23 protein-coding genes and 1 tRNA gene are annotated in these 22386 nt (G+C 64.8%); 12 read left to right on the forward strand and 12 right to left on the reverse strand.

Translation table 11 applies throughout. The features are described 5' to 3' along the window. Nucleotides 1-31: 31 nt before the first annotated feature. The gene (locus VGP60_RS10315; protein WP_327547689.1) at nt 32-544 is read right to left on the reverse strand and encodes a GNAT family N-acetyltransferase; all 513 of its coding nucleotides are present in this window, start codon (nt 542-544) and stop codon (nt 32-34) included. 153 nt (nt 545-697) lie between these two features. Here VGP60_RS10315 and VGP60_RS10320 point away from each other — a divergent pair, with 153 nt between their 5' ends. Beyond that, nucleotides 698-2266: a dolichyl-phosphate-mannose--protein mannosyltransferase gene (locus tag VGP60_RS10320; RefSeq protein ID WP_327547690.1), complete on the forward strand. Its 1569-nt coding sequence runs from the start codon at nt 698-700 to the stop codon at nt 2264-2266. Nucleotides 2267-2366: 100 nt separating this feature from the next. Here the strand turns inward: VGP60_RS10320 and VGP60_RS10325 are convergent, their stop codons facing one another. Continuing rightward, nucleotides 2367-4091 (reverse strand): serine/threonine-protein kinase, encoded by a 1725-nt coding sequence (locus VGP60_RS10325; RefSeq protein WP_327547691.1) that lies wholly within the window; start codon nt 4089-4091, stop codon nt 2367-2369. Nucleotides 4092-4177: 86 nt separating this feature from the next. Then, complete coding sequence (locus tag VGP60_RS10330) at nt 4178-4453, reverse strand: hypothetical protein (protein ID WP_327547692.1); 276 nt, start codon at nt 4451-4453, stop codon at nt 4178-4180. A 473-nt stretch (nt 4454-4926) separates the two neighbouring features. Here VGP60_RS10330 and VGP60_RS10335 point away from each other — a divergent pair, with 473 nt between their 5' ends. The 3 genes from VGP60_RS10335 (at nt 4927) to VGP60_RS10345 (ending at nt 9523) form a co-directional block, all read left to right on the forward strand. Further along, complete coding sequence (locus VGP60_RS10335) at nt 4927-6807, forward strand: propionyl-CoA synthetase (protein ID WP_327547693.1); 1881 nt, start codon at nt 4927-4929, stop codon at nt 6805-6807. A 122-nt stretch (nt 6808-6929) separates the two neighbouring features. Next, nucleotides 6930-8513, forward strand: coding sequence for a beta-N-acetylhexosaminidase (locus VGP60_RS10340; protein ID WP_327547836.1), 1584 nt, complete (start codon nt 6930-6932; stop codon nt 8511-8513). 230 nt (nt 8514-8743) lie between these two features. Continuing rightward, nucleotides 8744-9523 (forward strand): SGNH/GDSL hydrolase family protein, encoded by a 780-nt coding sequence (locus tag VGP60_RS10345; RefSeq protein WP_327547694.1) that lies wholly within the window; start codon nt 8744-8746, stop codon nt 9521-9523. Nucleotides 9524-9543: 20 nt separating this feature from the next. Here VGP60_RS10345 and VGP60_RS10350 read toward each other — a convergent pair whose 3' ends face one another. The 3 genes from VGP60_RS10350 to VGP60_RS10360 all read right to left on the reverse strand — a co-directional run bounded on the left by VGP60_RS10350 (nt 9544) and on the right by VGP60_RS10360 (nt 10711). Further along, nucleotides 9544-9795, reverse strand: a complete 252-nt coding sequence (locus VGP60_RS10350) for a hypothetical protein (RefSeq protein WP_327547695.1) — start codon at nt 9793-9795, stop codon at nt 9544-9546. Between the two features lie 253 nt (nt 9796-10048). Beyond that, nucleotides 10049-10357 carry a hypothetical protein gene (locus VGP60_RS10355; protein WP_327547696.1) on the reverse strand — a complete coding sequence of 103 codons (309 nt, stop codon included), beginning with the start codon at nt 10355-10357 and terminating at the stop codon, nt 10049-10051. Between the two features lie 6 nt (nt 10358-10363). Beyond that, on the reverse strand, nt 10364-10711 hold the full coding sequence (locus tag VGP60_RS10360; protein WP_327547697.1) for a PadR family transcriptional regulator: 348 nt from the start codon (nt 10709-10711) through the stop codon (nt 10364-10366). Between the two features lie 115 nt (nt 10712-10826). On the opposite strand from VGP60_RS10360, the gene VGP60_RS10365 reads away from it, so the two are divergent. Beyond that, nucleotides 10827-11630 (forward strand): SGNH/GDSL hydrolase family protein, encoded by an 804-nt coding sequence (locus tag VGP60_RS10365; RefSeq protein WP_327547698.1) that lies wholly within the window; start codon nt 10827-10829, stop codon nt 11628-11630. Then, entirely contained in the window at nt 11609-12169 is a 561-nt protein-coding gene (locus tag VGP60_RS10370; protein ID WP_327547699.1) for a TetR/AcrR family transcriptional regulator, read from the forward strand. The genes VGP60_RS10365 and VGP60_RS10370 overlap by 22 nt, the downstream gene beginning before the upstream one ends. A gap of 23 nt (nt 12170-12192) precedes the next feature. Here the strand turns inward: VGP60_RS10370 and VGP60_RS10375 are convergent, their stop codons facing one another. Continuing rightward, nucleotides 12193-13218, reverse strand: a complete 1026-nt coding sequence (locus VGP60_RS10375; RefSeq protein ID WP_327547700.1) for a DUF222 domain-containing protein — start codon at nt 13216-13218, stop codon at nt 12193-12195. A gap of 410 nt (nt 13219-13628) precedes the next feature. Here VGP60_RS10375 and VGP60_RS10380 point away from each other — a divergent pair, with 410 nt between their 5' ends. From VGP60_RS10380 to VGP60_RS10390, 3 genes are all read left to right on the forward strand, one after another. After that, a complete protein-coding gene (locus tag VGP60_RS10380; RefSeq protein ID WP_327547701.1) occupies nt 13629-14867 on the forward strand; it encodes a sensor histidine kinase in 1239 nt (412 codons plus the stop codon). Beyond that, nucleotides 14864-15526, forward strand: a complete 663-nt coding sequence (locus VGP60_RS10385) for a response regulator transcription factor (RefSeq protein ID WP_327547702.1) — start codon at nt 14864-14866, stop codon at nt 15524-15526. Before VGP60_RS10380 ends, VGP60_RS10385 begins: the two co-directional genes overlap by 4 nt. 223 nt (nt 15527-15749) lie before the next feature. After that, nucleotides 15750-16484 (forward strand): DUF2786 domain-containing protein, encoded by a 735-nt coding sequence (locus tag VGP60_RS10390; protein WP_327547703.1) that lies wholly within the window; start codon nt 15750-15752, stop codon nt 16482-16484. Here VGP60_RS10390 and VGP60_RS41675 read toward each other — a convergent pair. Further along, nucleotides 16409-16654, reverse strand: coding sequence for an ANTAR domain-containing protein (locus tag VGP60_RS41675; protein ID WP_414640320.1), 246 nt, complete (start codon nt 16652-16654; stop codon nt 16409-16411). The genes VGP60_RS10390 and VGP60_RS41675 overlap by 76 nt on opposite strands. Nucleotides 16655-16744: 90 nt before the next feature. Beyond that, entirely contained in the window at nt 16745-17422 is a 678-nt protein-coding gene (locus VGP60_RS10395; protein WP_327547704.1) for a GAF and ANTAR domain-containing protein, read from the reverse strand. 728 nt (nt 17423-18150) lie between these two features. Between VGP60_RS10395 and VGP60_RS10400 the strand changes: the two genes are divergently transcribed. From VGP60_RS10400 to VGP60_RS10410, 3 genes are all read left to right on the forward strand, one after another. Next, complete coding sequence (locus VGP60_RS10400) at nt 18151-19203, forward strand: fatty acid desaturase family protein (protein ID WP_414640321.1); 1053 nt, start codon at nt 18151-18153, stop codon at nt 19201-19203. Between the two features lie 274 nt (nt 19204-19477). Further along, nucleotides 19478-19651 carry an RGCVC family protein gene (locus VGP60_RS10405; protein WP_327547706.1) on the forward strand — a complete coding sequence of 58 codons (174 nt, stop codon included), beginning with the start codon at nt 19478-19480 and terminating at the stop codon, nt 19649-19651. A gap of 144 nt (nt 19652-19795) precedes the next feature. Beyond that, complete coding sequence (locus VGP60_RS10410) at nt 19796-20413, forward strand: DUF6308 family protein (RefSeq protein ID WP_327547707.1); 618 nt, start codon at nt 19796-19798, stop codon at nt 20411-20413. Between the two features lie 187 nt (nt 20414-20600). Here the strand turns inward: VGP60_RS10410 and VGP60_RS10415 are convergent. The 3 genes from VGP60_RS10415 to VGP60_RS10425 all read right to left on the reverse strand — a co-directional run bounded on the left by VGP60_RS10415 (nt 20601) and on the right by VGP60_RS10425 (nt 22384). Beyond that, nucleotides 20601-20673: transfer RNA gene (locus VGP60_RS10415), tRNA-Ala, on the reverse strand. A 52-nt stretch (nt 20674-20725) separates the two neighbouring features. Next, nucleotides 20726-21550 (reverse strand): gephyrin-like molybdotransferase receptor GlpR, encoded by an 825-nt coding sequence (glpR, locus tag VGP60_RS10420; protein ID WP_327547708.1) that lies wholly within the window; start codon nt 21548-21550, stop codon nt 20726-20728. 156 nt (nt 21551-21706) lie between these two features. After that, nucleotides 21707-22384, reverse strand: a complete 678-nt coding sequence (locus VGP60_RS10425; RefSeq protein ID WP_327547709.1) for a GNAT family protein — start codon at nt 22382-22384, stop codon at nt 21707-21709. Between the last annotated feature and the right edge of the window lie 2 nt (nt 22385-22386).

Here is a 22386-nt window from a genome sequence, read left to right on the forward strand (position 1 = left end):
GGGACCGCGAGCGAGATTTACAGGACGCGGCCTAGCCTCGGAGGTCTTTCCGGAAAGTCACCAGCCTGGCGGTGAAGCCCATCCTGTCCCGGTAGAACGGCACCGACAGCTCGTTGTTGACCTCGGTTTCGAGCACCATGATCTCCGCACTGGCCGCGAGCGCCCACTTCTGGGCCGCCTCCATCAGCGCGGTCCCGGCACCCGTGCGGCGATATTTTCGCGAAACGGCGAGCGCGGTGACCTCCACTCTGGTCCGGCCGAGATCCTTGTCGAGCTGAAACGACGCACTGGCCGTGGCCTGTTGAAGCCGCGCCAGCAGCAACCCGGTGACCTCACCGTCGAGAGTCGCGACCAGAAACAGTTGCTCATCGCGGCGCGCGGCCACTTCACACGCCGAGTCGAACCAGTCCGCGAGGCCTGTGACAACGGGAATCTGCGCGAGATCGGGGTTGATCCGGGCAAAGTGCTCCCCCGCATCACTCCACACTTCGGCACAGCCCGGGCCGTCACCGACACGCGCACTCCTGACCTGCACGACAGCCATGACGCCCACCCTGGCACAGCTAGCCCGACCGCACCGGAACACCCCGGTGACGGTTCGCGTCGAAATCGCGAATCCGAAGGTGATCTTGCGCGAAGTTCCGCTCTTACGCACTCCGACGACGAATTCACCCACTCGCCCGTAGGATCACCTCCCGTGACCGCACTGCTGACGCGCGCCGACGACGAGAGCGTGCGGCCGGACCCGGTCGAGGCGCTCCGGCCCCCTACCGACCGCGAAGCGACCCTCCTGGGCAAGCCCATGCCGACCGACCGCCTGCGTGGCTGGATAGTCACGCTGGTGATCACGCTCATCGGCGGGATCATCCGGCTGCAGAACCTGGGCTTCCCCACCGACAAGGGCAGCCCGGTCTTCGACGAAAAGCACTACGTCCCGCAGGCGTGGCAGGTTTTGCGCAACGGTGGTTACGAGGACAACTACGGCTACGAGCTGGTCGTCCACCCTCCGCTGGCCAAACAGCTGATCGCCATGGGCGAGTGGATGTTCGGCTACAACGGCTGGGGCTGGCGGTTCAGCGCCGCGATCGCCGGCACGATCATCATCCTGCTCATCATCCGTATCGCCCGTCGCCTGACGCGCTCCACCCTGCTCGGCGCGATCGCCGGGATCCTGGCGATCTGCGACGGCGTTCTGCACCTGTCGTCCCGCATGGGAATGCTCGACATCTTCTTGGCGATCTTTGTCGTCGCCGCGTTCGCCTGCCTGTTGCGCGACCGCGACCAGGTTCGCGAACGGCTCGCGACAGCCGTCCGCGAAAGCTGGGCGGACGAATCTCCCTACGGCCCGCGGCTTGGTTTCCGCTGGTGGCGCTTCGCGGCCGGCGTCATGGTCGGGCTGTCGTTCGCGATCAAGTGGAACGGCCTCTACTACATGGCCGCCTTCGGGCTGCTGTGCGTCGCCTTCGACGTCACCGCGCGCCGCGCGGCCGGCGTGGAACATCCGTGGCTCGGCACCCTGATCCGGGACGTCCTGCCCGCGCTCTGGGCGATCGTCGCGATCCCGATCGTGATCTATCTCAGCAGCTACTGGGCCTGGTTCGCCAGCGAAACCGCGACCGACCGGAACTACGTCGTCATCAAGAACATCGACCCGGGGATGTGGGGTTTCTTCCCCCCGGCGATGCGTTCGCTCGGCGACTACATGATGAACGTGCTGCACTTCCACGAATCACTGGTGACGCCGAAGAACGACCCGCATCCGTGGGAGTCGAAACCGTGGACGTGGCCGATGGGCCTGCGGCCGATGCTCTATTACTACGAGGGCTCCACCACCGGCTGCGGCGAATCGACCTGCGTGAGCGCCACTATGCTGATCGGTACCCCGGCGATGTGGTGGCTGGCGCTGCCGATGCTCGGCTGGGGCCTGTGGCGGTCGATCTTCCGTGCCGACTGGCGCTACGCCGCCGTGCTCGTCGCGTACTTCGCCGGCCTGCTGCCGTGGTTCATGAACATCGACCGGCAGATGTACTTCTTCTACGCCACCCCCATGGCGCCGTTCCTGATCCTCGGGCTGACGCTGGTGCTGGGGCAGATCCTCGGCAGCGCACGTCGTGGTTTCGAGCGAAGAGGCACCGGTCTGCTCGTCGTCGCCTTGTACGTCGGCCTGGTGGTGGCGAACTTCGCGTGGCTGTGGCCGATCCTCAACGGCGATCCGATCACCAACGAGCACTGGCAAGCCGAAATGTGGCTTCCGTCCTGGCGTTAGCCGAAATCCGGCGACGCCCGATCTCCCCGTAGCGAAATTCTGGCCACGGCTCAGGTCCCGTAGCGGAAATCCGTCTACGGGTAGTTCACGACCGGCCGGGTCAGCGGGACTGGCGTGGCACGATTCGGGTAACCGGGCCGTCGGCGGACTTCCCTGCCCGCGCCAGCCAGCCCTCTACCTCGCGACGCACCGCGTTCAGCGTCGGGCGACGGCGTGGTTCCGAATCCAGCGACGCGATCAGGATGCGCGCGTGCGCACTCCGCCGCGGCAGGTACGAAACCGGCTCGGAGCGAGCGGCGGCCATCAGCGCGGCCATCGGCGTCTCACGGGTTCCGCGCGGTGGCTGACCGGACAGCGCGTAGCTGATGGTCGCGGCGAGCTGCCAGGCGTCGGACGCCGGGCTGGCCGGTGCGCCCATCGCCGTCTCCGGCGCGACGAAGTCCGGCGTACCGATCATCATCCCGGTCGCGGTGAGCTTCGAATCGCCTTGACTGCGGGCGATCCCGAAGTCGATCAGATGCGCCAAACCGTTGGGGTCGACGATCACGTTCGACGGCTTGACGTCCCGGTGCAGGACGCCCTTCTCATGGGCCGCCGCGAGCGCACCCGACATGGTGGCCCACAGGCGACCTGCAGCGACGTCGTCGAGCATGCCCTGGTTGTCGACGATTTCCGCCAACGCCTTGCCCTGCAGATATTCCATGACCAGCGCGAGGCCGTCGGGCTCCTCGACCAGGTCGTACACCCGGACACAGTTCGGGTGATTGACCGCGGCGAGCGCCCTCGCCTCACGTTGCATTCGTTCTTCGGTGTCGCGATCCGGCTTGTGCGCGATCTTGAGCGCGACCGTGCGGTTCAGCTGGGTGTCCACGGCCTCCCAGACCGTGCCGAACCCACCGGCCCCGAGCTGCTTGACGCGGCGATAGCGGCTGCTGCCCGCACTTCTCGACCCCGGAGGTGCCGGTATCGGCCCGGGAGCGGCCGCCAGCTGGTTGGCAGGCTCAGCAGCGGGCGCAAGAGACGTCGGCGCGTACTGCTTCGACGGCGGAGGGGGCGGCGGAAGAGGCGGCCGTGGCTTGGGCTGCACCTGGGAAGGCGGCGGGGGCGGCGGCCGGTACGGCTCGGGTTCCGGCTTGTCCGGCCGGTTGATGACCGACCACGGCGGCGGCCCGACCAGGACCACCGGGATGATCCCGAGCACGCTGAACGGCAGGAAGCCGAGCCACAGGTGCACGGCGGTGTTGGCCTCGACCGGCGCCATGCACACGAAGAGCAGGACGAAGGGGATCCAGATGAAACGTGACGGCCACTTCGGGCCCCGGCGGAACGCGGTGCGTGCCTGGATCATCACGAAGAGCAGCGAAGCCGCCGGCAGAACGAGCAGCGCGATCAGGTAGTAGCCGTACTCCAGGCCCTGGCCCGACGGGTAGAACAGCGTCTCGTAGACGTTCTGGCCCTGGCCGAGGTAGTCCGACTGGACGCCGAGGCAGTAGTCCTTGCTGAAGGTCGCGACCTCCGCCGCGGAAAGGCCCGACGACTCACCCGCCTTGACCGCGCGATACGTCTCCGAAACGCCGGTCGTCAGCAGCCACGGGAACACCAGCACGAACAACACGCCGATAAAGCCGAAGATCGTGAGTGTCGTCGCGTCGTAGCGATTGCCGGTGCCCTTGCGAACGATCGCGACGATGACCGATGCCGCGATCGGCGACAGCGCGATCAGTGCACCTGCCGTGCTCGTCGCCAGCACCCAGTCGCCCGGGCAGAAGCCCGGCCCGAACAGAGTGTGCGCGAAGGACAACAGCGAGCTCGCGAATCCGCCCACTCGCCGCTCCCCTCAATCTCGTTGGTGCCGACCGTTTCTTTGCCGGTTCAGCTTATGACGCACGGGAGGGTCGCACGGTTGCCGGGTCAGATGCCCGGCTGCCATACCACCATCTTGAGCCCGTCCGCCCGGACCCGCCACGTCTCTCGACGGAATCGCAGCACGACCAGCGCGAGCAGCCCACTGCTGAGCACCGCCGCGGCTCCCGCGAGCAACGGACTTCCCGCCAGCGCCGCGATCGCCACCGAGACCAATCCACCGACGACCGCGGCCGTGGCGAGCGCCGCCGCCGTGCCCTGCGGGTGCCAGATCCATCGGCTTCCGGAGCGGACCTCATCGAGCAACTCACTCGCGGCACCCACGAGCTGAGGGTCGTCGACACCCAGCTGCCGTTGTGATCAACAACGACGTCACCATCAACGGCAGCCAGAACACCGTCGTGCAAGGCGGCCAGAACCGCGGAGCGATTTCCGCCAGCGCACGGACCGCGGCGGGATCGACGCGAAAGGTGTCCGCGCTCCTCGCCGAGCTGCGCACGAAGGTTGCGGCTACAGACGTCGACAAACGTGCGGTGATCGACGACAACCTCGACGAAGACATCCGGAAGGCACAGGGATCCGGAGATCGCGGACGACGTTCCCGCGGCCGTCACGCTCAGCAGGTGGGAGAAGGTCAAGAGCCTGTGGGGCAGGCTTTCGCAGTTCACCGAGATGGTGACGAAGATCTCCGAGCACGTCCAGCGGATGTTCGGCGGAAACTGAACCGGCGGCCTCGCGAGTCGCGCCCATCCGGGTGATGATGGGGGCGACCGGCTTGATGACGAGGAGGCCCCTCGATGGGCGAGTACGACAAGCAGTTCCGCCGCAGCCTGGACGACCCTGAGGGGTTCTGGCTCGAGGCGGCGGAAGCGATCGACTGGACCCGCGCACCGACGCGTGCGCTGGATTCGGCCGGCGCACCGCTCTATCGCTGGTTTCCCGACGGAGAGCTGAACACGTCGTACAACGCGCTGGACCGCCATGTCGAGGCCGGCAACGGCGAGCGCACCGCGCTGATCTGGGATTCGCCGGTCACGGGCGGCGTCCGCCGCTACACCTACACCGAACTTCGCGATGAAGTCGCCATTTTTGCCGGGGCGCTGGCGTCGCTGGGTGTCGCCAAGGGCGACCGGGTACTCATCTACATGCCGATGGTGCCCGAAGCGGTGATAGCCATGCTCGCGAGTGCGCGGCTCGGCGCGGTGCATTCGGTGGTTTTCGGCGGTTTCGCACCAAAAGAACTCGCGGCCAGGATCTCTGACGCCAAGCCGAAGGTCATCGTCGCCGCGTCCTGCGGGATAGAGCCGACGCGGATCGTCGAATACAAGCCGATCATCGACGCCGCGATCGAGGCAGCGGACCACCGCCCGGACAAGGTCGTCGTCCTGCAGCGGAACGCGGCGCAGGCCGAGCTCGGTGCTGCCGACGTCGACTGGGACGAGCTCGTCAAGGACGCGTCACCCGTCGGGCCGGTGCCCGTCGCGGCGACCGATCCGCTCTACGTGCTCTACACGTCGGGCACCACCGGCAAGCCCAAGGGCGTCGTGCGCGACACCGGTGGTCACGCCGTCGCGCTGGCTTGGTCGATGGGCGCGATCTACGACATCGGCCCAGGCGACGTCTGGTGGACGGCATCCGACGTCGGATGGGTCGTCGGACACTCCTACATCGTCTACGCGCCGTTGCTGGTCGGGGCGACGACTTTGCTCTACGAAGGCAAGCCCGTCGGAACGCCCGACGCCGGCGCGTTTTGGCGCGTTATCGCCGACCATGGCGTGAAAGCCCTGTTCACCGCGCCGACCGCGCTCCGGGCGATCAAGAAAGTCGACCCGGACGCGAGCGAGTTGGCCAACTACGACCTGTCGAAGTTCGGCACGCTGTTCATGGCCGGTGAACGGCTGGACCCGGAAACCTACAGCTGGGCGCACGAAAAACTGGGTACGCCGGTGATCGACCACTGGTGGCAGACCGAGACCGGTTGGCCGATTTCGGCGAATCTCCGCGGCCTGGAGCCGATGCCGGTGAAGCCTGGTTCGTCCACAAAACCGGTGCCCGGCTGGGACGTGCGCGTTTTGGACCAGTCCGGCGAAGAGCTGCCCGCGGGCCAAGAAGGCGCGATTACGCTCAAACTCCCGCTCCCGCCCGGGTCGCTCCCGACGCTGTGGGGCGACGACGACCGGTACGTCGAGGCCTACCTGTCGCGCTATGACGGCTACTACCTGACCGGGGATTCGGGCTATCTCGACGAAGACGGCTATCTGTTCGTGATGGGCCGGACCGACGACGTGATCAACGTGGCTGGCCATCGCCTGTCCACCGGCTCGATCGAGGCTGTGCTGGCCTCGCACCCAGCCGTCGCGGAGTGCGCGGTGATCGGCGTCAAGGATCAGCTGAAGGGACAGCTGCCTCGCGGGCTGGTCGTGCTCAAGTCGGGCGTGACCGTCGACGAGAGAACCCTGCGTGAGGAACTCGTCGCACTGGTCCGGCGAGACATCGGCCCGGTGGCCGCGTTCCGCGACGTGTCCGTCGTGGACGCGCTGCCCAAGACCCGGTCGGGCAAGATCCTGCGCAAGACCATGCGAGGGATCGCGGACGGCCGGGACGAGGCCGTTCCGTCGACCATCGAGGACGCCGGCGTGCTGGACAAGCTGCGCTCGGTCCTGCGGCCGGGAGGCTGACTGGTACGGACCACCATCCGTTCGGACGTTGTGCGCACGACCGCATTGGTCTATACCTTTAAGGACTTCTTCTAGTCCTCATCGGAGGTACTCCCGTGCGGAAGCGCTTGTCCAAAACCGGCATGCTGAGTGCGACTGTGCTGAGTCTCGCGACACTCGGCCTGCCCGCGCTGGCCAACCCAGCGGCGGCCGACACGGCTTCCCATCAGCCGTCAGCGGAACGTTCCGTTACCGACGTGGTGCCCGTGCCTGTCGAAGCCAAGGCGAACGCCAACTCGAACTTCCGGCTCTCGCCGCTCACCGTGATCAGCACGCAGCCAGGGTCGGCCGCTGCGAAACAGGTGGGCGACTACCTGGCGGGCCAGCTCCGCCCGGCGACCGGCTATCCGCTGCCCGTCATCGCGTGGAACAACCTGCCGCTGCCGTCGATCTCCCTCGAACTCCGCGGCGCCGACAAGCGCGTCGGCACTGAGGGCTACCAGCTCGACGTCACCAAGACCGGTGTGAAGATTCGCGCGAACACCGCGGACGGCTTGTTCTCCGGCGTACAGACACTGCGCCAACTGCTTCCGGCATCGATCGACGCCAAGACCGTGCAGCATCAGACGTGGACCATTACCGGCGGCAGCGTCCTCGACTACCCGCGCTTCGGCTACCGCGGCGCGATGCTCGACGTGGCTCGCCACTTCTTCACCCCGGACCAGGTCAAGACCTACATCGACCAGATCGCGCAGTACAAGATCAACACGCTGCACCTGCACCTGGCCGACGACCAAGGCTGGCGGATCGAGATCAAGAGCTGGCCGAAACTGGCGACCTTCGGCGGCAAGACCGCCGTCGGGGGCGGCAAGGGCGGCTACTACACCCAGGAGCAGTACAAGGATCTGGTGAAGTACGCGACCTCGCGGCACATCACGGTCGTCCCCGAGATCGACATGCCGGGGCACACCAACGCCGCGCAGGCGTCCTACGCGGAACTCAACTGCGACGGTGTGGCCGTGCCTGTTCGTACGGACACCGAGGTCGGCTACAGCTCGCTCTGCATCGACAAGCCGATCACGTACACGTTCATCGACGATGTCGTCCGTGAGCTGTCGGCGCTGACACCGGGCAAGTACATCAACATCGGCGGCGACGAAGCCCACGCCACGACTCCGGAGGACTACCAGACCTTCGAACAGAAGGTTTTCCCGATCGTCGCGAAGTACGGCAAACTCGTGACCGGCTGGCACGAGTTCGCCAAGGCGAACCCGCCGACCAGCGCGATCCCGCAGTACTGGGACACGACCGACGCGAGCCCGGACGTGGCCGCCGCGGCGGCGCGTGGCAACAAGATCCTGATGTCGCCGGCCAACAAGGCGTACCTGGACATGAAGTACAACCCAGAGAGCCCGCTCGGGCAGGACTGGGCTGCCCTCATCGAAGTAAAGGACGCCTACGACTGGGATCCGGGCACCTTCATCCAAGGTGTCAGTGAGAGCCAGGTCGCCGGGGTCGAGGCTCCGCTCTGGTCGGAGACCCTGGTGACCAGCGACAACATCGAGTACATGGCCTTCCCGCGGCTTCCCGGGATCGCCGAACTCGGCTGGTCGGCAAAGGCGTCCCACAACTGGGAGACCTACCGGGTGAGGCTCGCCAAGCAGAGCCCGCGATGGTCCGCGCAGGGCATCGATTTCTACCGCTCGCCCCAGGTCGACTGGAAGTAACCAAGCTAGGTCGCGGGCGGTGCGCTAACCGCCGTCGCCCGCGACCTGTTCAGCATGCACTCGCTGAGGGCATGATTTCGAAACGCAGTTGGGCCACCTCGATCCCCGAGTCGAGGTGGCCCAACTGTTTCGCGGGTAGGGGCGTCTTTAGGGGGCAATCTGCGGGTTCCCGCACACTTCACCTGCTATACAGATGTACATGAAGTGATCGTGGACGAAATGAGGCCACCATGGGCTACCGCCGATTCGTCGCGCTGGGCGACAGTTGCACCGAGGGTCTCGACGACCCACATCCCGAAAACGGTCAGTACCGGGGATGGGCGGATTTCGTCGCCGGGCGCCTGGCGCTGGATGAGCCGGATTTCCGCTACGCGAACCTTGGCGTGCGCGGAAAGCGCCTCGACCAGATCACCGCGGAACAGATGTCGGCCGCGGCAAGGCTCGCCCCCGACGTCCTCGCGTTGTTCGGTGGCGGAAACGACGTGATGCACCGGCACTGGAATTCCCCGACTGTCGCCCTCCGAGCAGATGCCGCAATACGCGCCGCCACCTCGATCGCACCGACCGTCGTGGTTTTCACCCTCAGCGACGTCGCGCGCCGCATGCCGCTCGGAGAACGGATGCGCCCCCGGATCGACGCCCTGAACAACGCGATCCGCGAAGCAGCCGTCAGCTACGGCGCACTACTGGTCGACCTCTGGCACGAACAAGCCGTCACAGACTCCCGCTACTTCGGGTCGGACAGGCTGCACCTGTCCGAACTGGGTCACCGCAGACTCGCCGCCTACACACTGGGAAAACTCGGCCTCTCGTTCCCGTCATCCTGGCTCGACCCGCTGCCTGGCGCAGCGGGCTCGCCCAGCTTCAGAAGCAACACAACCTGGCTATGCAAGCAGATCCTTCCCTTCTTCGGCCGCCGGATCCGCTATCGGATCACCGGCACCGAGCCAGGCGACGGACGTCTGCCCCGACGCCCACAGCTGTTGCCGCTATTGGCTGTCGAGCATTGAGCGCTCGGATCGACCAGAGCTCACCCGCGTGAGATCACCTGCGGCAAGCGACGAAGACCTTGCGCGGCAAGTTTCGCGGCTGAAACAGCCACGACCAAAACCGCGACCAATGCAACGAGACTCAAGCCCGTGGGTGCAGATTCGAAGAACAGCAAAGTGACACGATGCAAGGTGAAGGCGAGCACTGCAAGTAACGCGAGAGCCAAGAACCTGGCGGACGATCGCAACGCGGGAACGACCAGATAAGTCATCGCCACCAACACAATCGCCAAACAGCAAAGTCCCGGGTCAGTCCAGGAGGAGCAGCTGATCCGGTGGCGTCAAAACCGCGAGCACCGGAAGCGGATTCGCGACAACCCCGACGCCAACAGCGATCAACCACGGCTGGTGCGAGACCGCTGGGGCGTCCCGGTGAAACGCGACAACCCACAGCAATCCGGCGAGATTTCCCAAAATCGGCAACGGATCCGCCGGACTCACTCCGCCAGGCACCGGAAGCCACGGAATGCTCCCCGCATCCCAGAACTACAACTCGACACTCGCCGTCGCCAGCAACGCGTTCACGAGCAGCCCTACCAGCGCGACGATCCGCACAGCCGCACCCCACGCGAAGTACCTCGCAGACGATGCCCCGCCTCCGAGCCGCAACCGGACTGCCAGCGCAACGACACTGACGACTTCCGCCCAGCTCGGTTTACCGAATTCGGCTACGTACTCGGCGTCTTCGACGGCGTCGGTCGCCATGCTTTCGAGAAACGTCGCGACCATCTCGTCGGCCCATTTTCCCGATAGCCGGCGGGAGCACGCGAAGAAGCGATCTGTGCCGCTGCTCAAGCTCGGTCATCCCACACCCCCATGTCGAGCCGGACGCCAGGTCCGAAGCCGGTCCGACGCCGCACGCGCATTCGCCGTCTGACGCTCGACTTCCGCGGCGAGCGCGATGCCACCGGAGTCGGTCAAGCGGTAGTACCGACGCAAGCGGCCCTGCTCGACCTCCTCCCGGTCCAACTCGACCAAGCCGTCCCCGACCAGCCGGTCCAGGACGCCGTAGAGCGTGCCCACCTTGAGTTGCACCCGCCCTTCGGAGAGCTCGGCGGCCTCACCCAAGATCCCGTAACCATGCCGGGGTGCCCCCACCAACGCCGTCAACGTGAAGAAGGCCTGTTCGGTCATCGTCCGCGAAGCCATGCGCTCAATATATCGGAAGCCGATATATCTTGGTTAACAATCAAGAAGTAGACAGCGTCTACCCAGGTTTGATAGACAGTGTCTACAAGATGAACGAACGGTGAAAGAGACCTGAATGAGCTACCAACGATTCGTCGCCCTCGGCGACAGTTGCACAGAAGGTCTCGACGATCCGCACCCCAGCGGGGGCCAGTACCGCGGCTGGGCAGATTTCGTCGCCGGTCGCCTGGCCCTGGATGACCCCACGTTCCGATACGCCAACCTCGGCGTCCGCGGCCGACGTCTCGACCAGATCGTCGCCGAGCAGATGCCCACCGCGGCCGAACTGAACCCGGATCTCATCGCGCTCTTCGGCGGCGGCAACGACGTGATGTCCCGCGGCTGGAACCCCCGTGCCGTGGCCGGCCGGGTCGAAAACGCCATCCGCATGGCCACAGAACTCGCCCCGACCGTCGTTGTCTTCACCCTCAGCGACATCTCACACCGGATGCCGATGGGCTGGCGAATGCGCCCCCGCCTCGAAGCCCTCAACAACGCCATCCGCGAAGCCGCCATCAGCCACCGGGCGCTTCTCGTGGACCTTTGGCCGGACCAAGCAGCCAAGGACTCCCGCTACTTCGGTTCCGACAGACTCCACCTCTCCGAATCCGGCCACCGCAAGCTGGCCGCACACGTACTCAGCAGCCTCGGTGTGTCCTTCGACCAGTCCTGGCTGCACCCATTGCCCGGCACGCCGAGCCGGGCAGGCTGGCGTGCCGACGCACGATGGCTCTGCCAGGAAGTGCTCCCGGTCGCCGTCACCAGAACACGCAACCGCCTCATCGGACGCTCACCCGGCGACGGCTGCCTCCCGAAGCGCCCCGAACTGCTTCCGGTACGAGTGGACGAAGTTGACGCATGGGCCCGCGGCACCGCCTGATCACCACCGCGACCGCACTGCTCAGCGAAGAGGGCGTGCAAGCGGTGACACTCCGAGGGATCGCCAAAGCCGCGGGTGTCTCGCATGGCGCACCACTGCGCCATTTCACCTGCCGCGCCGAACTACTCTCGGCCGTCGCCACCGTCGGCTTCACCAATTTGCTCGAACGCGGCGAAAACCTGCCTGAATCCACGCCCCGCGACCGACTCGTCGCCGCCTGCCGGGGATACATCGACTTCGCACTGGCCAACCCGGCAATGTTCGAGCTGATGTTCCGGCACGACCTGATCGATCCCCAGAATCCAGGCCTGTCCAGCAAGAGCAGCGCAGTGTTCGAACTGTTCGCCAAGCTGGTCGGCGAAGTCCAAGGCGAAGGCTGGCATCCTGACACGGATTCTCGGCTGATTGCCGCCTCCCTCTGGGCTTCACTACACGGATTGGCCGGGCTTTGGCTGTGGGGTGGACTATCCAGTGCGTCCTTCACACCTACGGTCGACATTCCTCTCGCCGTGACACTGGACGCCTATCTGGGGGCGTGAGTAATGCCGCGCAGCCCTGCACCTCAACCACTGCTGGACTTCCTCTCTGCCCGCCTCGATCTGCGCAGCCAGCCCAATCCGAATCCTCCCTGACGCGGTCTTTTCCGCCGCGAGGCAGCTGAAGAAAATGGTTCCGTCGCCGGCGGCGGTTCAGCCCCAGACTCAACATCGCCTATCAGCAATCCGATCGCGACATCCGCCCGCAACTCGTCCAAAGTCCGCGACCGCATTTCGCCTCGAAACTCACGTGCCAAACGGTCAACACGCTCGAAGGCGGCATTCACCCTTCCCACGGAGGCATTGGTGATCGACAACGAAGCTGTCCCTATCCGGTGGTAGGTCACCGCGATCCGTCGCGACCTGTCTCGCTTGCGTGTACGTCGCTCGGGCCCGCCAGGATCGACCTTTCGTGCCACATACGCCGCAGCCTTCTGCACCTGAGTGGCGTCTTTGCCTGGCAAACGCTTCTCCAGAGCCTCATCCACCTTCCGGGCATCATCGTCCGAAAGGCTCGCCGTCGCGCCACACACCTTCGCCGCCCGCTCCAGGTCCAGTTCCCCGGCCTCCATCAATACCAGCGTCCTGGGCAACCGGGACGTCAACGCCTCGGCGTCGACGATGCTTCTGCGCGCATCGTCCGCCGACAAAGACAGCTCCGCCGCGACTTCACCCACGACCACATCCGAATCTGCTCTTTGCTCACTCAACTCGGCGACAGTCCTCACCAGCAATGCCTGAAGCTTCTCAATCTCAGCCTTCACCTCCCGGATGACTCCCAGCAAGCCTGGCGGCTGAAGATTTTTCAGTAATTTCGGATCCGATCTCAGCTTCCGAAGGTCGACATCTGGCGGGATCCTTGACTTTTTCCCAAGATCCTTCGAATCAACGCCCCCGACAGCCGACTTGCCAACGAATGAACCATTTGAATTAGACACCGGACGACCATAAGGATCACCACCGACAAAAATTGCACAGCTCGCCCGCCACTTGCAAAAATCCTTGCCCTTGGCGAATATTCGCCATTTACCGAAGTAAGCAAATCCAGTCAAGGGTCATTTGCAGCGCAGGCAGATTTCCTCTGATAAATCCGCGCGAACGGTCCTTTCGCACGGTTCCGGCCACTCGAACTTCGCAACGACCGGGCGTGGACGCCAAACCTGGACACGAAGGTTGAATCCGAAGCTCGATGGGAGTCGGCAACTTACGGCAGCCGGACAAGCACTCACAGCCGGACTTCGCCCCGGCGAAGAAGGTGGACCATCAGGCTCCCCACCCAGGTCGGGTCACCCTCTTCGCCGAGGTCCAGGGAATGGGTAACCATTCACCCGGAACGCTAGCCGTCGACGCGTACCAGCGATACCAACCGTAGTGGTAAACCTACGCGGTATGTCGTCCCGAGCTTCTCCAACCAGCGCTGCAGAGGATTGGGATTCACCCGCGACAGCGGTAGCGTCTCAGCGTGTCTGCGATCATCGCGCGGCTCCGCCACACGCTCGACTCGCGGCCGCACTTCACCGACGTTCTCCTGGCCGTGGGCGCGACCGTCCTTCAACTGCTGGGAACGGCGCCTCACAACGGGAACTTCGGTCAGCCGACAGATGCGGCGGCGTACGGGCTCGCCATCCTCGGCGCCGCACCGCTCCTTCTCCGGCGCAGGTTTCCACTCAGCACCCTTACCTTGATCACCTTGTCGATGGGCGCGTTCTATGCCATGGGTTACCGAGGCATTCTCGGGCAGCCCGCCGCACTGATCGCGCTGTACACGGTATGCGTCCGGCATCCGCTTCCGACAGCGCTCACCGCGGCCGGGGCGTCGTTGGTGACCTTCGACATCAGTGTGCTCATCGGACGGTCCGAGTCACCGATCGGCGACATGGTGATCGCGCTTGTCCAAACGACAGCGGCCGTCGTCATCGGACGGTCCGCTGGAAGCCGCTCGCAACGACTCGCCGAAGCGGCGGAGAAAGCCGACCGGATCGAACGAGAGGTCCAACTGGAAGCGGAACAAGCCGTGGCCGAGGAACGGCTGCTGATCGCCCGAGAACTGCACGACGTCGTATCGCATCACCTTTCGGTGATTTCGGTGCAGGCGAACCTTGCCCGCTACGTACTCGACTCCACTCCGGAAACCACCCGCAGCGCGCTGGACACGATCGCCGGTACCACGACCGAAGCTCTCGACGAACTACGCCGGCTGCTGCGTGTGCTCCGCCCGCCCCGTTACGAGCCTGATGAGGAGACCGAACCCGGCGTCTATCGGCCGCAGCCGGGACTATCGGACCTCTCTGCGCTGGCTTCGACGATTCGGGACGCCGGTGTCCCGGTCGAACTGCTTGTTTCCGGCACAGCTCGGCAATTGCCTCCAGGGCAACAGCTTTGCGCGTACCGAGTAGCCCAGGAAGCGCTGACCAACGTGCTCAAGCACGCCGGCACCACGACCGCCGAACTCTGCCTGATCTACCACAAGGAAAACCTCACCTTGCGGGTCACGGATTTCGGCGAACGCGTCACCGCGCCGAATCCGGCTGGCCACGGCCTGATCGGCATGCGCGAACGAGCCGAAATGTACGGTGGCGTGATCGAGATCGGGCGACGGCCGGGAGTGGGGTTCGAAATCATCCTGACACTGCCCTATCCGCATGCCGGACACCTTGTCTCGGCGAACGAGCCGGAAGAGGTCGGGGAGCGAACCGAGTGATCAGCGTATTGGTGGTGGACGACCAGGACCTGGTCCGTGCCGGTTTCGTCGCGTTGCTCGGTTTCGTGCCGGGGATCCACGTCGCCGGTGAGGCCGCGAACGGCGTGGATGCGGTCCAAAAAGCACTCGAACTGCGGCCTGACGTCATCTTGATGGACATCCGGTTGCCGGAATTAGACGGCATCAGGGCGACCGAACGGATTCTGGCCGAGTCCGGACCGGACAAACCGAGCGTGCTGATGCTGACAGTGTTCGATCTCGACGAATACGTCTACACCGCGTTGCGGGCAGGGGCGTCTGGTTTCCTTCTCAAAGACAGCCCGACAGCCATGCTGATCGAAGGCATCCAAGCCGTAGCTCGTGGAGACATGCTGTTCGGTCCGACCATCACGCGTCGGCTCGTCGAGGCGTTCACACACTCACCTCCGGAGCAGGCGGACCCCTCGCCGGAACTGGCCTGCTTGACTGACCGAGAACTCCAGGTGCTCCGGCTGGTCGCGAAAGGGAACGGCAACGCCCACATCGCGACCGAACTCAGAGTCAGCGAAGCGACCGTGAAAACCCACCTGAACCGGGTGATGAGCAAGCTCCGCATCTCCAGCCGGGCACAAGCCGTCGTGATCGCTTATGAAACCGGCTTGGTCCGGCCGCGCGGCTGACAGCAACCCGTGCCGTGAAGCCAGCCTCCCAGCTCAATACGCTTTTCTTCCCACCAATGAGTGCAGTTCACGGCGGCCCCTCCGCTTGAAAGCGACACCCCGACGACCAGATTTTTCCCGACGAACACGCCCCCGATCTACCCTCACCCGAACACGTGTGCGAATAATGTCAGACCCACCGAGTAGGAACAAGGTCACCAAATTCTGGATAGTTAGGGAGACCATGCTCGACCACGACGCTTTGCTGGCGAGAGTGCGCAAGCTGCTCGCGAAAGCCGAAGATCCGGCCGTCACGGAGGCCGAAGCCGAGTCCTACAACACCAAGGCCGCGCAGCTGATCGCCCGTTACGGCATCGACCGGGCGATGCTCGCCGCGGCCGGCACCAGCGCCGACGAGATCACCACGATCAAGATCTCGCTCGACAATCCGTACAGCCGGGACAAGGCGGGGCTGCTGACCAATATCGCGCATCCGCTGCGCTGCCGTGCTCTCCTGCACCGCTGGGGGCAGACGGTGACCGCGGTGACGGTCTTCGGTTTCCGCTCGGATCTCGAGCGGGTCGAGCTGTTGTTCACCAGTCTGTTGCTCCAAGCGACAACGCAGCTGACACGCGTCCGGCCGGTCAACGCCTTCCGGGGTGAGTCGCTCGCCGCGTACCGGAGAACTTGGCTGCACGGATTCGCCGGAGCCGTCCACGTACGGCTCCAAAAGAGCGAAGCAAACGCCACTCAAGAGCACAGTGCCTCCCAGACAGGCGGGCAATCAGCGGAACTGGTTCTCCGCGACAGGAACGCCTTGGTCAAGGACGCTTACGACGACCAGTTCGGCAACCTTCAGACGGCACCGCCACGCCGTCTGTCCGGCAGTGGGTACCTCGACGGTCACGTCGCGGGTGAGCGAGCCAACCTGGGGACCACCGGCCTCCGCGGAGGGCGAGCTGCCATCCCGGCTCGCTGAGCCGGCCAGCGTTTACGCGCACATGAGCCGTCGATTCGTCGCCTGGCGCGGCTTCGAACGGCAGCGAATGCATCGGGCAGGTCAAGACCGCTGCGTTCGGCCAGCACTCCCTTGGCCTGTTCGGTGATCACCCGGCTGGTCACCGGGCCTTGGAGCTGTTCGGCGAGCATGTCGCGGTCACGGATCGGACGTTTCCGCAGCGGTCCGCCAAACCCACAAAGCCGCTCCGAGCGTTTTCTCACGATCCTCTGGAAGGGCGGTTATTTTTCCTCCTTGTCGAACCGCAGACGACGGGTCACGACGTCTCGGGCCACTTCGGCGAGCGACGGTCCGTGGACGAACGCATGGGCACGCAATCTGGCCAAGGCGTTCTCGGCACTGACGTCCAGTTGGGCGATGATCATCCCGATCGCCTGGTACACCTCAGTTCGATACAGCGGCGCACCGGTGAGCCAGTCACGCGGAGCGGCCACCGTTTTCGCCTTGCCCCGGTCCGGTGTCGCGGCTGACAACAGTCCCAGCAACGCCCAGAAAGCCGCATCGGCAACACACAGTGCAGTTCCCATGTCCGAGGTGGGCAAGACGCCGGGTTCGACGTGGTAGAGCGCCAGCACACCGACGCCGGTAGTACCCGCATGCAGCGGGAACACATACATCCCACGGGCGGGGGTTCGGCGGGCGGCCACAGCGAACATCGGCCAGCGGGAGTCGCTGATATCGGCGAGATCGGTGACCTGCACCGGCCGGCACCGGGTGGACGCCTCGACACTCGGCCCTTCGCCGAGCCTGAACTGCAACTCGTCGAGTTCGCCGGCAACGTGATCCGTCGCGAAAACGGGTTCCTGGCGTTCGTCTCCGGCCACGAGCGAAATCGCGGCGCCGGTCACGGGGAGTTCGTCGACGCAAACCGCGATAGATCCGCTGCGGTGCCGCACCACCCTCGCTCACGATGGCGACCAAGGTGTCGGTCAATTCACGGAGGCCGGTCATGGACCACCTCAGGCAGGCTCGCGGACAGCGAGCCGACGGGGACCAGATCGGCCACACCGACCCTTTACGGTCCGGTAGGACAGTCAGGGTACGCGCGATTCGTACACCTGGCGGAGCCTTTCACCACGGCTTGGCCTTGCCAGTCTCAGAACGGTTTCGAGTGACGCAGCGCACGGGTGGAGCCCCGGCAGCGTTGCTAAGTTGGTGCCTGTCAGCCTCGGACCCCGGCATGACGGATCGGTGGCACCTGGCCGCCGCCTGGCTACGAGGGGTTCACCGTGGGTGTCCGGATCAGTTTTCCAGCAGCGGGAAGAGCGACTTCCGGTGCTGGCGCTCATCGATCACCCGGCTTTCTCCCCGCGCTCCGAACCACACGCACTGTCAGGTCCTTACTGCTGCTTCAGATGTCCGCTTGTTCCAATCCTCGGCGGCTGGTCGCCAGCACGACCGGAGCGTCCGTCGTACGCGCGCATTTGGCTGCTCGTGGCAGCTGGGTTGGGTACGAGTAGCTCCCAGTTCGCGATTCCGTCATCCGATCGTCAGGTCGGCTGCCTTGCACGACGGCCTAAGCGATGACACGCTGAAGAATCATCGCGGGCCTTCTCGAGCGGTTCGCTTCGAAAGTTCGCAACGCCCCGGACCCCGGCGAAACTTCCGCACGGGCAGGAGCTCCGGGATGCATTCTTCTAATCGTTCACCACTGCAAGGCGTGGCCACAGCACCTCAACGAGCAGGTAGCGACTTCGCGGAGCTCTGCCGCACGATCACCGGAGCAGGGCTGCTGGACCGCAGGCGTGGCTACTACGTGGCGAAAATCTTGCTAAACCTGCTCGCTCTGGCCGGTACTTGCGTGGCCTTCGTGTACATCGGCAATTCGTGGTGGCAGCTGTTCACCGCCGCGTTCCTGGCGCTCATGTTCACCCAGCTGTCGTTCATCGGCCACGACGCCGGGCACAAGCAGATTTTCCAGACCCGGCGCGCCAACGACCTGGTCGGCTATGCCCACGCCGGGTTGGTCGGAATCAGCTATGGCTGGTGGGTGAACAAGCACAGCAGCCATCACGCCAACCCCAACCACGAGGACAAAGACCCTGATCTCGACATCCCCGCGCTGGCGTTCTCGCTTCGCCAAACCGGTACCAAACAGGGGCTCCTGCGGTGGATGGCCAAGCACCAGGCCTTCCTGTTCTTCCCCCTCCTGCTGCTGGAAGGGATGAACCTCCACTTCGCCAGCGCCGAGGCCGTTTGGCGCAACCAGCTGAAGTCACGCTGGTTGGAAGCCGGCCTGTTCGTAGTGCATGTCGCGGTCTACCTCACCGCGGTCTTCCTCGTTCTATCCCCCGGCACGGCGGTGGTGTTCATCGTTGTCCACCAGGGTCTTTGGGGCGTTTACATGGGTTGTTCCTTCGCGCCGAACCACAAGGGCATGCCTACCCTTTCCGACGGGCACGACCTGGACTTCCTCCGCAAGCAGGTGCTCACGTCTCGCGACGTGCGAGGCGGGCCCTGGGTGGATTTCGCGCTCGGCGGGCTCAACTACCAGATCGAACACCACCTGTTTCCGAGCATGCCGCGGCCGAACCTGCGTCACGCGCAGCAGCTGGTACACACGTTCTGCTCGGAACGTGCAATTACCTACAGTCAATGCAGGCTGTTGAGCTCGTACGCACATGTCCTGCGGCATCTGCACGCTGTCGGAGCGCCGCTCCGTGCGACGACACCTGGTTGACCAGAATTCGGCAACCACTTTTCCCGCCTGGCTCGAAAAATTCCAGGCAAACGCATTTTGGAGATTTTCCGACATGACCCGAAAATACTACGCAAGCGGCCTGTTTTTCGGCCCATGGCGCACCGTTGACCGAGGCCACTGTGCCCCAAACACGACCAGTCCGAGTATCATGGCTAAAACCGAGACCATTTTGCGCGCCGGCATTTTCGCCGGTGCCGAGGTCGCGCGCCCGAGACACGATCCGAGTACAACAAAATATGCTGGAGAGGGCACCATGACCGCCTCCGAACTGCCCACGTCGGCAACGTCCACAGTGGACGTAATAGTCGAAGACGCCGAGCGTTGCTCCACTTGCCGCCACCCGGCGGCGGACCACGACACCCTGAGCGCCCGTTACTGCGCCGCGACGATGTCGGGCGGCCTCACCCGCGGCTGCATCTGCAAATAATCACGCCGCTGTAGCCACCCCATAACGATGCGGAATCACCCTCCCCGTCGGTACGCATCCCGACGCCGGCGGCCGTAACACCAGGTAGCCGAAAAGCGACGTCTGACTGGATTCCAGTTTTCCGGAACGACGGCGGGAGGGGACTTGAGCAGCATCGCGGATCTCGAAAAATGCGCGAGCGGGCACCTTCGCGCATACATGGATCCTGGTGGGGCGTTCGCGTTCAATACCTACGACAGGCTTTACAACTCAACGGGCGTGCTGACACCGTTGGATTGCTTCGCGCCCAACCTGCTGAGCCTGAGCTTGCGGAACATCCACGTGATCCCGCTGTTCCAAGAGGGCAACAGTGCGCCCGCGGCGCTACTCGCCGCGATGCAGCGGGTCCTCGACAAGACGACCCTCGATGGGCCCAGTTTCGTGGATCTGGCCACGTTGGACGAAGAACCGCTACGGCTGATCCGTGACGCGAACTTCTGTACCGACTCGGTGAGGCAGTGGACCGCGGTCACCGTTTCCAAGGTGCTGCACCGCCTGCGCCCTCGCCTGGTCCCCGTCTACGACTCACTGGTCCGCCGCTTCTACGGCGTGTCGAACAACCCGTTCAGCTTCTACCGGACGCTCCATGCCGACATGAGGTCCAACCGTGGCCTCTTGGACGATCTCACCGCAGGCAAGTTCACTCCGGACAATCGCCCGTTATCGGACCTGCGCGCCTTGGACATAGTCATCTGGCACCACCAAAAATACCCGTGTCCGTAGTCAACCGATGAGGTGAAAGACGCCACCCCAACGGAATCACCACATCGAGACAACAAGGCGAACCCGAAGCCTCAACGCGGGGTCGGACACCAACCGCACCGTGGGGGGTCTGGGGCACGGCCCCCAGGAAACAACGCGGAACACAACAAAGGCCCGTGCCCTACCCAGGCACGGGCCTTCAAATATGTGGAGCTGAGGGGAATCGAACCCCTGACCTTCTCGATGCGAACGAGACGCGCTACCAACTGTGCTACAGCCCCTTGTGAAGCTCGCAAAGCATATCAGCCGCTTTGCGGGCGTCCGGAGAGGGGGTTACTCCCCGGACGCCCGGCGGAATGATCGTGTTCCCGGCTCGTCGAGCTCGTGGAACGCCGGGTCCTCGTCGTCCAGATCGACGACCACGGCGTGGCGTCGCAGCCGCGAAGTCGGGGACGGTTTGCGCTCGACGACCTCTCGCCGTGGCGCTGCCGACACGACTTCGACGTCGTCCATGTGATCGTCAACGTCCATCTCGCGGCCCGAAGCGCGACTGCGGGTGGCGTTGTACCGAGCGAGCCTGCGCTGGCGGATTTCTTCCTCGATACGCACCTGGCGCCGCAGGTACGCGAGGTAGCCGACGAGGATGACGTCGGCCGCTCCGTTGCCCCACCACACCAGCGGCATGACGAAGCCGGCTACGGCCGCTGTCGCCACGACGAGCAGCAGCAGGAGCACCACGACCCGCTGACGGAAGGAGTACTTCGCCCGCGCGGCCATCTCCGCCGCTTCGGGGTCGTATCCGCCTCGACCTGGCCGGTACCTGCGGCCCGAATCGGCCCGCGGGCTGACCCGCCGTGAAGGCTGCGGCAACGGGTCTGGCTCGATTTCCTCGTCTTCGAGGTCGTCCTCCAGCTCCAGCTCGCCCTCCAGCTCTGCAAGGTCGTCTTCGACTGATGGCTCCGCATTCTCGAACTGGGCACCGCCGGACATGGAAAACTCCTCCCGCGCCTCATTGCGTGTGCTCCCGCTCCGCACCACCCTGGCCGCCATCGCAGAGTCCGCAGTCCTGGCGACCTGCTGACGCTTACGAGCGACCATGGGCACGAGAACGACGAGCCATGCCGCCGCCAGCGCGACGATGATCAACGAACTGGGCATCTCCCGTCACCTCCCCCGATCCACCTACTGTCGTCACGCTAGTCACAGGAGTAACAGAACGGGCGGAGGCACGCCGACCTAGATCAAGGAATTGGGTCACTGGATTAGGTGAATCCAATGCCATGTGGTAACGCGGCCACGTCGCCTGGTGCGTTGTCAGCGCTCTACGCGCTCCGCCTTGCCAGTGCCGATCAAGCGGGCTACCAGGCCCGTTGGGAACTCTTCGGACGTAGTCGCGAAGCAAAGATGATCACGCCAGCCACCCGCGACATCGAGATAGCGCCTGAACAGGCCCTCTTCGCGAAACCCCGCCTTGGTCAGGACACGGATGCTCGCGGCGTTCTCCGGTCGGACTGTCGCTTCGATCCGGTGCATTCCGGACGAAAGAAACGCGTGGTCCACGACCAGCGCCACCGCGGCCGTCGCGACCCCGCCACCGACGATCTCGGAGGACACCCAATAGCCGACCCAGGCCGAGCGAAGCGACGCCCGAATGATGTTACCCACAGTGATCTGTCCCGCGAACCGTCCGTCGACGGTGATCGTGAATGGCAGGCACTGCCCACGCCTCGCCAAAGAGCGCAGAGCAGCCCATTGAGACGGCCACGACCACATCGCGTTCCGGTCCGTCCAGGATCCCGGCGCCGTCGGCTCCCACTTTTCCAGATGCGCACGGTCACGAACGCGGATGCGGCTCCACTCGCCGCCGTCCCGCAACCGCACCGGGCGCAGCTCGACGATCCCCGCTTCGACACGGATCGGCCCGAGCCGCGCCGGCCAGCCCGGATGACGGCTTTCCACCTGGTAAGGCGCACCCTGCGCCGGATTGCTCATCC

Source organism: Amycolatopsis sp. (genome assembly GCF_036008905.1).
Lineage (GTDB): Bacteria > Actinomycetota > Actinomycetes > Mycobacteriales > Pseudonocardiaceae > Amycolatopsis.

Bases quoted from the DNA above. Each gene is read 5' to 3' on its own strand.
- VGP60_RS10315 (WP_327547689.1), bottom strand. From the start codon at position 544: ATGGCTGTCGTGCAGGTCAGGAGTGCGCGTGTCGGTGACGGCCCGGGC.
- VGP60_RS10335 (WP_327547693.1), top strand. From the start codon at position 4,927: ATGGGCGAGTACGACAAGCAGTTCCGCCGCAGCCTGGACGACCCTGAG.
- VGP60_RS10340 (WP_327547836.1), top strand. From the start codon at position 6,930: ATGCTGAGTGCGACTGTGCTGAGTCTCGCGACACTCGGCCTGCCCGCG.
- VGP60_RS10345 (WP_327547694.1), top strand. From the start codon at position 8,744: ATGGGCTACCGCCGATTCGTCGCGCTGGGCGACAGTTGCACCGAGGGT.
- VGP60_RS10360 (WP_327547697.1), bottom strand. From the start codon at position 10,711: ATGGCTTCGCGGACGATGACCGAACAGGCCTTCTTCACGTTGACGGCG.
- VGP60_RS10365 (WP_327547698.1), top strand. From the start codon at position 10,827: ATGAGCTACCAACGATTCGTCGCCCTCGGCGACAGTTGCACAGAAGGT.
- VGP60_RS10370 (WP_327547699.1), top strand. From the start codon at position 11,609: ATGGGCCCGCGGCACCGCCTGATCACCACCGCGACCGCACTGCTCAGC.
- VGP60_RS10390 (WP_327547703.1), top strand. From the start codon at position 15,750: ATGCTCGACCACGACGCTTTGCTGGCGAGAGTGCGCAAGCTGCTCGCG.
- VGP60_RS41675 (WP_414640320.1), bottom strand. From the start codon at position 16,654: ATGCTCGCCGAACAGCTCCAAGGCCCGGTGACCAGCCGGGTGATCACC.
- VGP60_RS10400 (WP_414640321.1), top strand. From the start codon at position 18,151: ATGCATTCTTCTAATCGTTCACCACTGCAAGGCGTGGCCACAGCACCT.
- VGP60_RS10405 (WP_327547706.1), top strand. From the start codon at position 19,478: ATGACCGCCTCCGAACTGCCCACGTCGGCAACGTCCACAGTGGACGTA.
- glpR (WP_327547708.1), bottom strand. From the start codon at position 21,550: ATGCCCAGTTCGTTGATCATCGTCGCGCTGGCGGCGGCATGGCTCGTC.
- VGP60_RS10425 (WP_327547709.1), bottom strand. From the start codon at position 22,384: ATGAGCAATCCGGCGCAGGGTGCGCCTTACCAGGTGGAAAGCCGTCAT.